Source organism: Azospirillum brasilense (assembly GCF_008365405.1).
Taxonomy (GTDB): Bacteria; Pseudomonadota; Alphaproteobacteria; order Azospirillales; family Azospirillaceae; genus Azospirillum; species Azospirillum brasilense_D.
In genome coordinates this window covers 92710-107135 of record NZ_QOKV01000006.1, presented here as the reverse complement: position 1 = coordinate 107135, position 14426 = coordinate 92710, and the positions used below count along the sequence as shown (strand labels likewise).

Below are 14426 nucleotides of genomic sequence, written 5' to 3'. Positions count from 1 at the left end.
CCTGACGAAATTCCTATAACTGGGCCATGAGCGATCTTTTCGAGAACACGGCGCGCAAGGCCGAGACCTATTCCGCCCAGGATATCGAGGTTCTGGAGGGGCTTGAGCCCGTCCGCCGGCGCCCCGGCATGTACATCGGCGGCACCGACGACCGGGCGCTGCACCATCTGGTGGCCGAGGTTCTGGACAACGCCATGGACGAGGCGGTGGCCGGCCACGCCAGCCGCATCGACCTGGAGCTGACCATCGACGGCACGGTGGTGGTGCGCGACAACGGGCGCGGCATCCCGATCGACGACCACCCCAAGTACCCGGGCAAGTCGGCGCTGGAGGTCATCCTCACCACCCTGCATTCGGGCGGAAAGTTCTCCAACAAGGTCTACCAGACCTCCGGCGGCCTGCACGGCGTCGGCCTGTCGGTGGTCAACGCCCTGTCCGACCGATTGGCCGTGGAGGTGGCGCGCGACCGCCAGCTCTACGTGCAGCACTACAGCCGCGGCCTGCCCCAGGGACCGCTGACCCGCCAGGGCGCGGCCAATCGCCGCGGCACGACCATCCGCTTCCACGCCGACCCCGAAATCTTCGGCGAGGCCGCCCATTTCGAGCCGCACCGGCTGTACCGGCTGGCGCGCTCCAAGGCCTACCTGTACCGGGGCGTGGAGATCCGCTGGAACTGCGACCCGTCGCTGCTGGCACCCGACAGCACCACCCCGGCGCAGGAGACGCTGCACTTCCCCGGCGGCCTGCTCGACTATCTGAACGCCGCCCTGAAGGAGCGTCGGACGCTGACCCGCCTGCCCTTCTCCGGCGCGTTGGACTTCCCGAACCAGCAGGGCCGCGTGGAATGGGCCATCGCCTGGCCGGAGGATGACGAGGGCTTCTCCCACACCTACTGCAACACGGTGCCCACCCCGCAGGGCGGCACGCACGAGGCCGGCCTGCGCGCCGCGCTGACCCGCGGCCTGAAGGGCTATGGCGAGCTGACCAGCAACAAGCGCGCCGCCCAGGTCACCGCGGACGACGTGATGGGTGACGCCTGCATCCTGCTGTCGGTCTTCATCCGCGAACCGCATTTCCAGGGCCAGACCAAGGAGAAGCTGGTGACGGCGGAAGCCCACCGGCTGGTCGAGGCGGCGATCAAGGATCACTTCGACCACTGGCTGTCGGGCGACCCCTCCTCCTCCAAGGCCCTTCTGGAGCGGCTCATCGAGAAGGCGGAGGAGCGCGCCAAGCGCAAGCAGTCCAAGGAGTTGGGACGCAAATCCGCGACCCGCCGCCTGCGCCTGCCCGGCAAGCTGGCCGATTGCTCCCGCAATTCGCCGGAGGGCACCGAGATCTTCCTGGTCGAGGGCGATTCCGCGGGTGGCTCCGCCAAGCAGGCGCGCAACCGCGAAACCCAGGCCATCCTGCCGCTGCGCGGCAAGATCCTGAACGTCGCGTCGGCCTCCGCCGACAAGATGAAGGCCAACCAGGAGCTGAACGACCTTACCCAGGCGCTGGGCTGCGGCGTGGGCAAGGACTTCTCCAGCGACAAGCTGCGCTACGAGCGGGTCATCATCATGACCGACGCGGACGTGGACGGCGCGCACATCGCCTCGCTGCTGATGACCTTCTTCTACCGGGAGATGGGCGGGCTGATCCAGAACGGGCACCTGTACCTCGCTCTGCCGCCGCTCTACCGCATCAGCCACGGCGCCAAGTCGGTCTACGCCCGCGACGACGCGCACAAGGACCAACTCATGAACAAGACGTTCAAGGGCAAGAAGGTGGAGATCAGCCGCTTCAAGGGCCTGGGCGAGATGATGCCGGCCCAGCTCCGCGAGACGACCATGGACCCGGCCAAGCGCACGCTGCTGCGCGTCGTCGTGCCGAACGCCGCCGATCCGGAACAGGCGGAGGACGTGAAGGCCACGAAGACCCGCGTGGAGGAGCTGATGGGCCGCCGTCCGGAGCTGCGCTTCCAGTTCATCCAGGAGAACGCAAAGTTTGTCCGGGTCGACGACATCGACGTGTGATTTCGAACGCTGCCAGGATGCGCGGCCGGCTGAGCGGCGGCTCTTCCGGAGGCGTAGGCTTGTCGGTGCCGGGGCGGCGTCCCATGATTGATCGCCCATGTCCACCCAGCAGCCCAGGCGAGCCATGACCTTCCTGTCCCGTGCCAGCCTTCTCGCCCTTTGCGCGATGGCGGCGGCCTGCACCAACGAACGCGTGGTGGCCGATCTGCCCGTTCCCGCCTACACGCTGAGCGAGGTGTCCTACGCGGCTTCCAATCGCGACCTGCGCGTGGTGATCCTCGGCAATCCCTTCGGCATGGACCCGCAGACCTTCGGGCCGCTGGTGACCGCCAACATGCAGAACCGCATTTCCGGCGTGCGCACCAACTTCACAACCACGCCGAACCAGACGGCGCGGCCCGACTACCGCGTCGTGCTGGCCTTCAACCCCGCCGAGACGACTCTGAACTCATACCTGTGCAGCGGCCAGCCCCTGCGCACCAGCCCGCCCGGCGGTCCCATCGTGGTGCAGGGGGCCTTCTGCCGCGGGGGCGGGCCGCTGTCCTCGGCCACCGGCTGGCTCGACCGTCCGCAGGGACCGAACGACCCGGATTTCCGGTCGCTCATCAGCGACATGACCTTCGCGCTTTTTCCGGCCCGCCGCGCCGACCTGGACGGCTGCGGCGGGGGTCCTGACTGCTGAGGCGGGAGACGGCGCTCAGGCGTAGAGAAGCCACTGCCTCAGCAAGGCGGTGACCGCTTGCGGCTGCTCCATGGCCGACAGGTGGCCGCAGTCCTCGATCAGGGCGAGGCGGGCGCCGGGGATGCCCTCGGCCATCTCCTCGTGCAGCGCGGGGGGCGTGATGGCGTCCTGCCGCCCGCACAGCACCAGCGTCGGGCAGGCGATGGCGCCCAGGCCGGGCCGGCTGTCCGGGCGGTTCATGATGGCGGTCTGCTGGCGCGCATAGCCGTCCGCCCCGACCCGCTGGGCCTGGGCCTGCACCGATTCGACCAGGGTGATGTCCGCGGCGCGGTCGGGATGGACGAGACGTGGCATGCCGGCGGCCACCACCTGACGCAGCCGCCCCTGCGCCACCAGACGAACGGCGTCCTGGCGCGTGGCGGTCTGCTCGGGCGTGTCGGGACGGGCGCTGGTGTCGAGCAGGGCGAGCTTCGCCACCCGCTCCGGCGCCTGCCGCATAATCTCGAAGGCGACGTAACCGCCCATCGACAGACCGGTAAGCGCGAATCGTGCCGGCGCCTGCGCCAGCACCGCGGCGGCGAGGGCAGCCACCGAGTCGTGACCGGTCAGGTCGCCGACGGTCGGCTCGGCCACTTCGGCGAGATGGTTGGTCTGGTGTTCCCACAGCGCGGCGTCCAGCGGCATGCCAGGCAGCAGGATCAGGGGAATCCGGTCGCTCATCCCTCTTCCTTCCTCGTTGTGGGCCTTCGTGACCCGGTCAGCGGATCAGGTCCAGCACCGCCTTGAAGGCGGGGATGTCCGACCGCTCCATCCACTCGAACAGAACCATTTCCGTGCTGACGATGGTCGCCCCGGCCGCGCGCATGCGGGCGATGCCAAGCTCCGCGTTGGCGGGCGTGCGCGACGACACGGCGTCGGCCACCAGCACCACCTCGAACCCCAGCCCGACCAGCGACAGCGCCGTCTGCATCACGCACACATGGGCCTCCGACCCGGCCAGCACGACCTGTCGGCGGCCAATCCGCTCCAGCCGCTCCAGGAAGGCGGGCTCCCGCGCGGCGGAGAAGCTGATCTTCTCCACCACCCCGTCCGGCGGCAGCAGGGCGCGCAGAGAGGCGGCGGTCGGGCCGAGGCCCTTGGGGTACTGTTCTGTGGCGAAAGCGGGCACGCCGAGCAGGGCGGCAGCCTTCAGAAGGATGGCGGCGTTGCGCTCGACCCGCGCGGACTCGGCGATGGCCGGCATCAGCTTTTCCTGGATATCGACCACCACCAGGACGGAGCGTTGAGAGGAAAGAAGCATCGGAGGGCTGCCTTTTTTCATTGTCCGGTCCGGGCGGAGAACAAGGCTGAAATCTGCCCTTCAACCGTCCCAAGCCGCGGATTTTCGCGGTTTTGCCGGCTTTTTCGCAGCCTACTCGAGCGGACGCGGCACGCCAAGCGGTCCATCCGAAGCCGCGCGATGCGCGATTTCATCACAAGGTCTATTGACAGCGCCCTTTGACTTCATATTCTGCCGCACCATCTACTCGTCGGGCCGTATCGGCACGATTTTCGCACTCCAGACAGAAACAGGTTGGATGCTCTTTTCGGAACTTGGGCTTGGACCTGACGTCCTGCGGGCAATCGAGGACAAGGGTTACACCCAGCCGACGCCAATTCAGGAACAGGCCATTCCCTGGGTCCTGCAAGGCCGCGACGTGCTCGGCTGCGCGCAAACCGGCACCGGGAAGACGGCCAGCTTCACCTTGCCGATGATCAGCATTCTGGCGTCGGGCCGGGCACGGGCGCGCATGCCCCGTTCGCTCATCCTGGAGCCGACTCGGGAGCTGGCGGCGCAGGTCGCCGAAAGCTTCGAGACCTACGGCAAGCACCACAAGCTCAGCATGGCGCTCCTGATCGGCGGCGAAACCTTCACCGAGCAGGTGAAGCGGCTGGATCGCGGGGTGGACGTGCTGATCGCGACGCCGGGCCGTCTGATCGACCTGTTCGAGCGCGGCAACATCATGCTCAACGACATCAAGGTCTTCGTCATCGACGAGGCGGACCGGATGCTCGACATGGGCTTCATCCCGGACATCGAACGGATCGTCAGCAAGCTGCCCAAGCAGCGTCAGACGCTGTTCTTCTCGGCCACCATGCCGCCGGAGATCCGCCGTCTGGCCGACGCCTTCCTGTCGAACCCGAAGGAAGTGACCGTCGCCCCGCCGGCCTCGCCGTCGGAGACAGTGACCCAGGCCATGGTCCTGGTGCACGAGGACGACAAGCGCAAGGCGCTGCGCCACCTGCTGCGCACCGAGGACGTCAAGAACGCCTTCATCTTCTGCAATCGCAAGCGCGACGTCGCCATCCTGCAGAAGTCTCTGGAGAGCCACGGCTTCAACGCCGGCGCGCTGCACGGAGACATGGTGCAGTCCAAGCGGACGGAGACGCTGGAAGCCTTCAAGAAGGGCGAGATCACGCTGCTCGTCTGTTCCGACGTGGCGGCGCGCGGCCTGGACGTGCAGGGACTCAGCCACGTCTTCAATTTCGATGTACCGATCAGCGCGGAAGACTATGTCCACCGCATCGGACGCACCGGCCGGGCGGGCCGCATGGGCCGCGCCTTCACGCTGGCCAGCCCGCTGGACGGCAAGCAGGTTTCGGCCATTGGCCGTCTCATCAAGCGGGAGATTCCGTTGATCGCCATTGACGGCCTCGAGTCGGCCGAGTTCCTCAGCGAGGACGAGGCGCGCCGTGGCCGCAGCCGGGGTCGTGCCAAGGACAAGGAGCGCGGCGACCGCGCGCCGCGTGAGCGTGCCGAGCGCCCCGAACGCGAGGATCGGGCGCCCCGCGAGGAACGTCAGGCCCGCGAGGAGCGTCAACCGCGCGAGGAGCGGCCGAGCCGTGACGAGCGCCCGGTGCGCGACGACCGGCAGCCCCGTGAGGAACGCCAGCCGCGCGAATCGTTGGCCGCCGCCGAGAGCCGCCGGCAGGAGCCCCGCCGGGATCGTGACCGCGACCGCGACCGTCGTCGTCGCCGCGACGAGGACGAGGACGACACACCGGTGATCGGCTTCGGCGACCATATGCCGGCCTTCATGCTCCGCTCCGCGCGGCGCCCGGCCCCGATCGAACCCGCCGAGCAATCCTCGCAGGAGGGCTGAGCGCCATGCAGACCATCTTCGTCATGGTCAAGTGCGAGCTGGGAAAAGCCTATCAGGTGGCCGATCAGGCCGTTCAGGACATCGAACAGGTGTCGGAGGTGCATTCCACCTCCGGCCAGTACGATCTGCTGATGAAATGCTATCTGCCTCAGGATCTGGACATCGGCCGATTCGTGACCGAAAACATCCAGACCCTGACCGGGGTGCGCGATACCTTCACCCTCATCGCCTTCAAGGCCTTCGCCTAGAGGTTCGACGGATGCGGAAACCGCCCTGAAAAGGGGCGGGCCGGGCACGAAAAAGGGGACGTCCGCCTGTCGCGGCCGGTCCCCTTTTTCATGACTCCGCCTTACGGCAACAGCGGTTGGACAATTCGCGAGACGCGCCGCGAAACCGTTGACTTGGCCGGTTGGTTACCTCAAACGTTCCGCATGTCCCAGCTCCCGTCCCGACATGCCCGGCGCGCCCGCGCCACCAACCCGAAGACGCATCGCCCGTTGGACCGCCGGTCGCTGGTCCTGCGATCCGGTATCGTCGCCCTGATGGCCGCCTGTGGCGTTGTCTTCGCCGATCTGGCCGACGCGCAGCAGCCTCCCGCTCCGGCGCCGCAGGCCGATGCCGCGCCGCCCGCCGGTGCGGACCAGGGCGGACGGCTCGAAGTCGTCGCTCCAACGCCGGGACCGTCCAACGGAAAGCCGCAGGACCCGCCGGTCCTTCTGGGAGCGGACACGGTTTCCTTCGACGAGGCGAACAGCCTCGTGACGGCATCGGGGAACGTGGAACTGTCGCAGGGGCCGCGGACCGTCCATGCCGACACGATCACCTACAACCAGAAGACCAAGGTGGTCATCGCCTCCGGCAACGTCCGCCTGGTCGAACCGTCGGGCGACATCCTGTTTTCCAACTATGCGGAACTGACCGACGACATGCGTGACGCGTTCGTCGAGAATGTCCGCGTGCTGATGACCGATAACAGCCGCATGGCCGGCACCGAGGGCGAGCGCCGCGGCGGGCGGCTGATCCGCCTGAATCGCGCCGTCTACAGCCCTTGCGAACTTTGCAAGACCGATCCGGAGCGCGCGCCGGTCTGGCAGATCCGCGCCGCCCGCGTGGTGCAGGACAACGAGGATCACGAGGTCCGCTACCGCGACGCCGTCATGGAGATGTTCGGCGTCCCGTTCTTCTACACACCCTACCTGTCCCATCCCGACCCCACGGTTGACCGGCGCTCGGGGTTCCTGACGCCCAGCTTCCGGAACAATTCCGATCTCGGTTTCGGCGTCATCTCTCATTATTATTGGGACATTGCGCCGGATCAGGACGCCACCTTCGACGTCGGCGGCTACTCGAACCAGGGCCTGTTCCTGGGCGGCCAGTACCGCAAGCGCTTCGAGAATGGGCGGCTGCAACTCGACGTGTCGGGGACTCAGGGCGAAATCCCCAACGGCACGCTGAAGGGCGCCGACGACCGGCGCTGGCGCGGCCACGCCTTCGCCAGCGGCCTGTTCGACATCGACGAGACCTGGCGCTGGGGCTTCAATCTGAAACGGGCCAGCGACGAGCTGTATCTGCGCCGCTACTTCAACATCCGCGACGAAGTGCTGACCAGCCGCGCCTTCGTCGAAGGTTTCAACGGCCGCAACTATGCGGCCGTCAACGCCTACAGCTTCCAGGATCTGCGCTGGGGCAACACGGTGCAGGAGCCCTACGTGCTGCCTGAGGCGCGCTACAACGCTCTGGGCGAACCGGGAAGCCTGTTGGGCGGGCGGTGGTCTCTGGACAGCAGTCTGCTGGCCGTCGCCCGTCCGGGCAGCGGTGGTCCCGACACCCAGCGGTTGGCCGTGCAGCCCGGCTGGCAGCGGGACATCTACTCCAACCTCGGTTTCGTCACCACGATCGAGGGCAGCGTCCTGCTGGCCGGCTACACCGCCCAGCGGTTCGATCCGAACGATCCGGCCGGAACCGGCAACGACAGCGTCCAGCGCCTGCGCTTCTTCCCGCAGGCCACGGCCACCGTCCGCTATCCCTTCGTCCGCTACGGGGAGAGCAGTTTCCAGACCATCGAGCCGATCGGTCAGATCAGCGTGTCGCCGCGGGTGGACAACGATCCGGCCTTCCCGAACGAGGACAGCCTCGACGTCGAGTTCGACGAGGTCAACCTGCTGATGCCCAACCGCTTCACCGGCATCGACCGGTTGGACGGGGGACCGCGCGCCACCTATGGCCTGCGCACGACGTTCCAGGGCTACAAGACCGGTTCGGCCAGCCTGTTCGTCGGTCAGAGCTTCCGCGCTGACGACACGGACAACTTCCGTGGCGGATCGGGGCTCGACAAGAAGACGTCGGATTACGTCGGTCGTCTCGATCTGCGACCGGCGGATTGGCTGGACGTGAATTACGGCTTCCGCATCGACCACGACACGCTGAAGCCGCGCCGCCATTCGGTCAACGCGTCGGCCGGCGTGCCGCTGCTGCGCATTTCCGGCACCTACACCTATGTCGACCAGACCGAGAATCCCTACGTCGTCGAGCGGAACGAGGTGGAGCAGGCGGGCGTTTCGGTGTCGTCGCAGTTTTCAGAACATTGGTCGATCGGCGTTTCCCATTCTCAAGCCTTCCGTCCCGATGCGGGACCGCGTTCCAGCGCGGGCATCCTCCGCTATCAGGATGAATGCCTGATCTTCGAAACCATCGCCCAGCGCGACTACACCGTCATCCAGAACGGCGAGCAGGAAGGAAACACCATCTTCTTCCGCTTCGTGTTCAAGAATGTCGGCGAGTTCCGCACGCCCGGGATCAGCGCCGGATTCCTCGGCCCGTCCGGGGCCAGCAACTGATCGGGAGCGGCGTCTCCCGCCAAGGTCAAGGGGTTGCATCGGGCGGCCGATCTGGGTAGCCATAGCACCCTCTTCTTCCGCTCGGGTTTGCTGCACATGGCCTTGGGACGCTACGACTACGAACGCCGTTATCGACGCCGCTTCTGGGCGGGGTTCGCGAAGTTCGGTCTGTTCGCCGCCGTTCTCCTCGGTGTCGGTCTGTTCGCCTACCAGATGGGCATCGAGCAGTTGAAGGGCCGCGACGTCACGCTGCGGGAGGAGATCTCCACCTTGTCGCGCCAGAAGGCCGAGCTTGAGCTGCTCGCCAGCCAGATGCAGCACGCCGCCCGCACGGCGGAGGCCCGCGCCGCGGAGTTGGAGGCTCGTCTCCAGCGCGAGGTTCCCTCGGGCGATCTCGCACGGCTGACCGGACTGGTATCGGAACGGCTGAAGGGCGGCATGGACCCCAACCGCCTTGCCTTCGTGATCGCCCAGGTCCAGGCGGTGCGCAACTGCCAGCCGGCGGAAACCAAGCGCTTCGCCCTGGCCACCCCCCTCCTGAAATCGGGCAACCGCAGCACCAGCTTCAACAACGGCGCGGTGACGGTCAGCGGTGAGGGCCAATCGTCGCGCAACGCCCAGGGCAACGCCGAAAGCTGGTTCGACCCGGCGCAGCCGGTGACCATCAAGATCGCCGGCATGGGCGGCAAGGAGACGGTCGCCAAGGGCGTTCTTCCCCTTCACCAGACGGTGGTGATCGACAACACCGAGTACCGCTTCACCTTCGCGCCCGGCGCCCGCTCCTTCGTGGACGTGACCGCCGACCGTTGCCCCTTCCCTTAGCCGTCGTCCGGAACGGTGAAGGGGCGGGGCGGCATTCCGGCCGCCTGGACCTCCCACATCGTCGCGTAGGCGCGCTCCAGAGCGCGGGCGAAGCGGTCGGTGTCGAACAGCGGCATGCGGTCCCGCTCCGCGGCGAGGCGAGCCTTCAGCCGGACGAGGCCGGCCGGGTCGCGGGCCAATCGCAAAGCCGTTGCTTCATAATCAGCGAGCGAACGGATGGCCGGTTCGGGCAGGCCGGCGGCGCGCAGCAGACTCGTCCCGACGCGGGACGAGAACCCGTCCCCCGTCACCGTCAGCACCGGCAGGCCCGCCCACAGCGCGTCGCTGGCGGTGGTGTGGGCTCCGACCGGCGTGGTGTCGAGGAACAGATCGGCCAGACGATAGCGCGCCAGATGCTCCGCCGGAGCGCGCCGGGCTGCAAAGATCAGCCGATCCCCCGCCACACCGCGGCGTGCCGCCTCACGCCGCAGATTCGCGCTCGCCTCCGGGTGACTGTCGAGCAGCCACAGCACGCTGTCCGGCACAGCGCGCAGCAGGCGGCACCACAGGTCGAACAGGGACGGCGTGATCTTGTAGGCGGCGTTGAAGCAGCAGAAGACCACGCCCCGCTCCGGCAGGCCGCAGGCCGCGCGAGACGGGGTCGGGCCGATCGGCCGGCTCCGGTCGTTGGGTTGATAGCAGACGGGAAGCTGGACGATTCGCTCCGCGTAGAAGGGCTGGTGGTCGAGCGGCGTGACCAGCGGATCGCCGATCACGTAATCGATGAACCCAGTTCCCATCGTCCCTGGATAACCGAGCCACTGCACCTGCACGGGGGCGGGCCGATGGGCGGCGATCTCCGGCCGGGCGTGCTGGGTGTAGCCCTTCAAATCCACCAGGATGTCCACGCCGTCCGCTCGGATGCGCGCCGCGGCATCGGCGTGTGAACAGGCGGAGATGTCCACGAATCCGTCGAAGCCGGCGATCAGCCGGCGCCGCATCGGACCGCCGTCGTCGGGTCCATAGCTGTAGGCGACGGCCTCAACCCGAGACCGGTCGTGGCGCTCGATCAATTCCGCGATGAGGGCGGCTGTGGCGTGCTCGTGGTAGTCGGCGGACAGGTAACCGATGCGCAGGCGGCCGCGCGGTCCGGTGTCGCGGCGAACCGGCAGGGCGGCGATGCCCTGCGTCCGCCAGCCCGCATAGCGGCGGGCGCACGCCAACTCCGCCGCCGGACCGGCGCCCTCGCCGAGGAAGATCCAGGGGTGGACCTGCCGCGTCCTGCCGCCGCCCACCAGGGCAGTCAGTTGCGCGGAGCGCTCCGCCAGTCCGTTCCAGCGGCAGAGATGACGCATCTGCTGGACGAGCTGGGCAAGCACACCGCCCGCGTCGGGCAGGCCGATCGCCAGGGCGCGTTCGAAGGTCGGCAGGCTGTCCGCGAGGTGTCCGGCCTCCTTCACCACGAGCCCGAGATTCGCGTGGGCTTCGGCCAAATCGGGACGCAGCGCCAAAGCGTTGCGGTAACAGCCGGCGGCGGCCTCCGCCTGCCCCAACTCCTGGACCACCGCGCCGAGGTTGAGCCAGCCGGGAACCAGCGTGGGGTCGAGCGAAACGGCCCGGCGCAACGCCGTTTCCGCCGCTCCCCGATGGCCCAGCGCGCGGAGCAGGACACCCTGGTTGCAGAGAGCCGGGGCGAAGCGCGGCATCAGCCTCGCGGCCTCCCCATAGGCGTCCGCCGCCTCCGCGATGCGACCCAGCGCCTGGAGCGTCAGGCCCAGATTGAAATGGTTGCCGCCGAAATCGGGCAGCCAGGACAGCGCGGCGCGGTGGTGCGCCTCGGCCTCGGCCGCCCGCCCCTGCCGCCGCAGCGCCTCGCCGAAGGAGGAGCGGGCCACCGCCTCCTCCGGCGTACCGGGCTCGCCCAGCGCGTCGAGTGCGTCGAACAACCCGGCCAGAGCCGCGGAGTCGCCGGGCGTGGCGGCCAGGGCCGAACGGCACTCCCCGATCAGGGCACGGAGGGCGGTGGTCATGCCCGCGGGTGGCCTACTTGCGGACCCAGCGCCCGCCCGAAAGGACATACTGGCCGGCGGGGGTCCGCTCGATCAGCTGCTTCCCGGCCAGGGCCTGGACCTGATCCACCGAGGTTCCGTTGCTGCCGGCGATCTCTCTGTAGCGGGCTATGCGCTGGGCGTTGACCTGCTCGGCGAGCTGGGCCGCCGTGGCCGGCGCGCCGGGGACCGCCCCGACCAGACCATCCGGACGCTCGCCGATCTGCCCGGCGGCCTTGGCGGCGCCCAGGGCATCCTGCGCCGGCGCTGGAACGGGACCCGACAAGGCGAGTGCCAGGACCAGTCCGGCGGCGGCAATCATGCGTTTCATGGCTTCTTCCCTCCCTTCGCGGCGCCCAAGGGGTCCTGGGCCGGCGGCAGGCCGAACAGCGCCGGATCGTCCGCGATGGCCTTTTCCAGGTCGCGTTCGACCTTCACGCGGACTTCCTGTTCGATCCGGATGTTCAGATTGATTTCGATGGGCTTGTCGGGTGCCTCGACCTTGACGGTCGGGGTGCAGGCGCCCATTCCGGCACCCATTCCGGCGATCAGTGCGGCGGTCAGGACGCGCCGGCTTCGAACCGTGTGTCTCATGGATTCTTTCGTTGGAACTCCGTCATGCGGTCGCGCACCGTCTCGGGAATGCGGTAGGTGTCCAGGCTCTGCCGCAAAATCCGGTCGAGCGCGCCGCTCACCTTAAGATTAAGCGCGACCGGATAGCCATCGTAGAATGCCGGGTTGGAGCCGCGGATGGCGATGCCGACCGCCAGTTCTCCGCCCGCCTGTCCGTCCACGGTGGCGGTCAGCGTGTCGTAGCGGAAATCGGTCAGCGCCCCCATCAGCAGGGCCGTCGGGCTGCCCTCCTCGCCCTTCAGAAAGCCCGGAGGGTTCTCGGGATCGTAGCGCAGCGTGCCGGGACCGTCGGCCTCCAGCAGCCCACCGTCCAGATGGACGGAGTCCGTTCCGATGCGCACCGGCAGGCGCCCGCTGACCGTTCCGCTTGCCTCCAGCCCGTCCACGGCGACCATCGCCAGCATGGGGCCGAGATGGACGCGCTCCGCCCGCAGCGTGACCGTTCCCCGCGGCGCCACCGGGTCGATGGTGAAGGGGTCGGCCCGCAGCACGCCGCCGGCCCAATGCCATTCGGCGCGCTCCACGTTCAGCCGGCCCTTCGCCCCATAGCCGAAGCGCAGGGTGCCGTCGGTCAGCGGCAACCCGACATCGAGCAGCTTCACCGCCAGCGTCTGGCCGGGCGCGATCACAGGGGGGAACAGGCTGGGAAGGGAAACCACCCCGTTGATCCCGCTGGCCGAGACCGGCCCGAACTGTCCGGCGAGATCGGCGAGCAGCAGGTCGCCCTGGGCTTTCAAGGCCGCACCATCCCAGGTGAAGCGGACCTTGGCCGTCAGGGTGCCCACCGTCTCGGCGATGGTCCCGGCACCGGTCCAGTGGGTCAGGGCCGGCACCCCCTTGGCCGGTGCGTTCAGCGTCGCCTGCCCGCGGTGAATCGCGCCGTCGCGTGTCATGGTCAGACGCAGCGTCCCGCCGGCCGTGCCCCGCGGTGTCGCCAGCGTGACCGCGGCATCGCCGAGCCGGATGGTGTCGATGGGAATCGCGAAGGCGCCACCGCCCGCCGCGCCGCCGTTGCTTCCCGCCCCGGCGGAACCGGCCAATGGATAGCCGGCGACGCGCAGGGCACCGTCCTTGGCCACGTCCAGCCTCAGGCGCACGTCCGCAAGATCGAGGCGTTCGATTCGCCCCTCCAGAAGGGCGTCCGTCGGATGACGGATGGTGAGCGTTCCAGCGACCGTGCCCTGCCGGTCCAGGCGGACCACGGCGCTGGTCTGCTCCACCGACAGGTCGGTCACCGTCACGGCGGCGTCCGGGAAGCCGGCGCGGCGCAGCGCCTGCGTGGCGGCGGTGCCGGCCAGATCGGTGCGGTGCTGGACGGCGAGGGTGACCGCGCCACCGATCAGCACCAGCTTCACCAGCACCAGCCATCGTCTCAACCGCCGCACGCTTTGCTGCCGCACGCCCCACCCCTCGCCTTTGAAATCGCCGCCGGTCTCTTTCGGGTATGAACACCCGAAAGGCAGTCTATCGTCCATCGCGGCCGGGGCGCGACCGTGCAGCGTTGGGACAATGATGAGCCGGCGGCGGAAACGGATCGGACAGGCGCCGATGAAGGCAGCCCCGCAGGGCGTCTTTGCATCGGCGCCGGTTTCCCCTATGGTCGCGTCCGCGGAATCGGCACATCGGAGTGTTTCGCATGTTGCGGTGGACGCGCATTCTCATGGCGGCACTGTTCGCCACATTCATCTTCGCTCAGGGGGAGGCCAAGGCCTTGGATCCGGAAAACACCCTCTATCTCGACCTCAAGGACGGCCGCGTGGTCATCGAACTGCGCCCCGACCTGGCACCGAACCACGTCGCCCGCATCAAGGAGCTGACCCGTCAGGGCTTCTACAACGGCGTCGTCTTCCATCGCGTGATCGACGGCTTCATGGCCCAGACCGGCGACCCGACCGGCACCGGCACCGGCGGCTCCGGCAAGAAGCTGAAGGCCGAGTTCAGCAACGAGCCGCACGTCCGCGGCACGCTGTCGATGGCCCGCACGCCGGACCCGGACAGCGCCGACAGCCAGTTCTTCATCTGCTTCGCCCCGGCTTCGTTCCTGGACAAGCAGTACACCGTCTGGGGCAAGGTCGTCGAAGGCATGGAATTCGTCGATAAGATCAAGAAGGGCAGCCAGTCCCGCAACGGTCAGGTCAGCGACCCGGACAAGATCGTCAAGATGCAGGTCGCCGCCGACGCCAAGTAACGGCGCCGGGGAAAGGATCGCCGTTCGCGGCGGTCCTGTTCAGGTGATTGGGGCGGTGAAACCGCGCGCCGCCCCGTTT

The 14426-nt window shown here is 68.2% G+C and carries 13 protein-coding genes; 7 read left to right on the top strand and 6 right to left on the bottom strand.

All coding sequences use genetic code 11. The features are described from left to right. Positions 1-26 precede the first annotated feature (26 nt). Both parE and DS837_RS12145 read left to right on the top strand, forming a co-directional pair. A complete protein-coding gene (gene parE / locus DS837_RS12150; protein ID WP_149164995.1) occupies positions 27-2015 on the top strand; it encodes a DNA topoisomerase IV subunit B in 1989 nt (662 codons plus the stop codon). 97 nt (positions 2016-2112) lie between these two features. Beyond that, positions 2113-2697 carry a hypothetical protein gene (locus tag DS837_RS12145; protein WP_247889891.1) on the top strand — a complete coding sequence of 195 codons (585 nt, stop codon included), beginning with the start codon at positions 2113-2115 and terminating at the stop codon, positions 2695-2697. 15 nt (positions 2698-2712) lie between these two features. Here DS837_RS12145 and DS837_RS12140 read toward each other — a convergent pair whose 3' ends face one another. Both DS837_RS12140 and DS837_RS12135 read right to left on the bottom strand, forming a co-directional pair. Further along, a complete protein-coding gene (locus DS837_RS12140) occupies positions 2713-3417 on the bottom strand; it encodes an alpha/beta fold hydrolase (RefSeq protein WP_149164993.1) in 705 nt (234 codons plus the stop codon). Positions 3418-3454: 37 nt separating this feature from the next. Continuing rightward, positions 3455-3997 carry a hydrolase gene (locus DS837_RS12135; protein ID WP_149164992.1) on the bottom strand — a complete coding sequence of 181 codons (543 nt, stop codon included), beginning with the start codon at positions 3995-3997 and terminating at the stop codon, positions 3455-3457. 277 nt (positions 3998-4274) lie between these two features. On the opposite strand from DS837_RS12135, the gene DS837_RS12130 reads away from it, so the two are divergent. The 4 genes from DS837_RS12130 (at position 4275) to DS837_RS12115 (ending at position 9499) form a co-directional block, all read left to right on the top strand. Next, complete coding sequence (locus DS837_RS12130; protein ID WP_149164991.1) at positions 4275-5840, top strand: DEAD/DEAH box helicase; 1566 nt, start codon at positions 4275-4277, stop codon at positions 5838-5840. 5 nt (positions 5841-5845) lie between these two features. Further along, positions 5846-6088 (top strand): Lrp/AsnC ligand binding domain-containing protein, encoded by a 243-nt coding sequence (locus DS837_RS12125; RefSeq protein ID WP_145623509.1) that lies wholly within the window; start codon positions 5846-5848, stop codon positions 6086-6088. Positions 6089-6271: 183 nt separating this feature from the next. Continuing rightward, positions 6272-8677 carry an LPS-assembly protein LptD gene (locus tag DS837_RS12120; protein ID WP_149164990.1) on the top strand — a complete coding sequence of 802 codons (2406 nt, stop codon included), beginning with the start codon at positions 6272-6274 and terminating at the stop codon, positions 8675-8677. A gap of 96 nt (positions 8678-8773) precedes the next feature. Next, a complete protein-coding gene (locus tag DS837_RS12115) occupies positions 8774-9499 on the top strand; it encodes a hypothetical protein (protein WP_149164989.1) in 726 nt (241 codons plus the stop codon). On the opposite strand, the gene DS837_RS12110 is transcribed toward DS837_RS12115, so the two are convergent. The 4 genes from DS837_RS12110 to DS837_RS12095 all read right to left on the bottom strand — a co-directional run bounded on the left by DS837_RS12110 (position 9496) and on the right by DS837_RS12095 (position 13559). After that, a complete protein-coding gene (locus DS837_RS12110) occupies positions 9496-11508 on the bottom strand; it encodes an O-linked N-acetylglucosamine transferase, SPINDLY family protein (protein WP_149164988.1) in 2013 nt (670 codons plus the stop codon). The two genes, DS837_RS12115 and DS837_RS12110, sit on opposite strands and share 4 nt — an antisense overlap. 13 nt (positions 11509-11521) lie before the next feature. Beyond that, positions 11522-11857, bottom strand: coding sequence for a YdbL family probable chaperone protein (locus DS837_RS12105; protein ID WP_149164987.1), 336 nt, complete (start codon positions 11855-11857; stop codon positions 11522-11524). Then, positions 11854-12054, bottom strand: coding sequence for a YnbE family lipoprotein (locus DS837_RS12100; protein ID WP_247889890.1), 201 nt, complete (start codon positions 12052-12054; stop codon positions 11854-11856). Before DS837_RS12100 ends, DS837_RS12105 begins: the two co-directional genes overlap by 4 nt. 62 nt (positions 12055-12116) lie before the next feature. Continuing rightward, entirely contained in the window at positions 12117-13559 is a 1443-nt protein-coding gene (locus DS837_RS12095) for an intermembrane phospholipid transport YdbH family protein (RefSeq protein ID WP_149164985.1), read from the bottom strand. A gap of 260 nt (positions 13560-13819) precedes the next feature. Here DS837_RS12095 and DS837_RS12090 point away from each other — a divergent pair, with 260 nt between their 5' ends. Beyond that, positions 13820-14347 carry a peptidylprolyl isomerase gene (locus DS837_RS12090; protein WP_051140648.1) on the top strand — a complete coding sequence of 176 codons (528 nt, stop codon included), beginning with the start codon at positions 13820-13822 and terminating at the stop codon, positions 14345-14347. Positions 14348-14426 lie beyond the last annotated feature (79 nt).

Excerpts from the sequence above, each read along its gene's own strand:
- parE (WP_149164995.1), top strand. The coding sequence starts at position 27 with ATGAGCGATCTTTTCGAGAACACGGCGCGCAAGGCCGAGACCTATTCC.
- DS837_RS12145 (WP_247889891.1), top strand. The coding sequence starts at position 2,113 with ATGTCCACCCAGCAGCCCAGGCGAGCCATGACCTTCCTGTCCCGTGCC.
- DS837_RS12140 (WP_149164993.1), bottom strand. The coding sequence starts at position 3,417 with ATGAGCGACCGGATTCCCCTGATCCTGCTGCCTGGCATGCCGCTGGAC.
- DS837_RS12135 (WP_149164992.1), bottom strand. The coding sequence starts at position 3,997 with ATGCTTCTTTCCTCTCAACGCTCCGTCCTGGTGGTGGTCGATATCCAG.
- DS837_RS12130 (WP_149164991.1), top strand. The coding sequence starts at position 4,275 with ATGCTCTTTTCGGAACTTGGGCTTGGACCTGACGTCCTGCGGGCAATC.
- DS837_RS12125 (WP_145623509.1), top strand. The coding sequence starts at position 5,846 with ATGCAGACCATCTTCGTCATGGTCAAGTGCGAGCTGGGAAAAGCCTAT.
- DS837_RS12120 (WP_149164990.1), top strand. The coding sequence starts at position 6,272 with ATGTCCCAGCTCCCGTCCCGACATGCCCGGCGCGCCCGCGCCACCAAC.
- DS837_RS12115 (WP_149164989.1), top strand. The coding sequence starts at position 8,774 with ATGGCCTTGGGACGCTACGACTACGAACGCCGTTATCGACGCCGCTTC.
- DS837_RS12110 (WP_149164988.1), bottom strand. The coding sequence starts at position 11,508 with ATGACCACCGCCCTCCGTGCCCTGATCGGGGAGTGCCGTTCGGCCCTG.
- DS837_RS12105 (WP_149164987.1), bottom strand. The coding sequence starts at position 11,857 with ATGAAACGCATGATTGCCGCCGCCGGACTGGTCCTGGCACTCGCCTTG.
- DS837_RS12100 (WP_247889890.1), bottom strand. The coding sequence starts at position 12,054 with ATGGGCGCCTGCACCCCGACCGTCAAGGTCGAGGCACCCGACAAGCCC.
- DS837_RS12090 (WP_051140648.1), top strand. The coding sequence starts at position 13,820 with ATGGCGGCACTGTTCGCCACATTCATCTTCGCTCAGGGGGAGGCCAAG.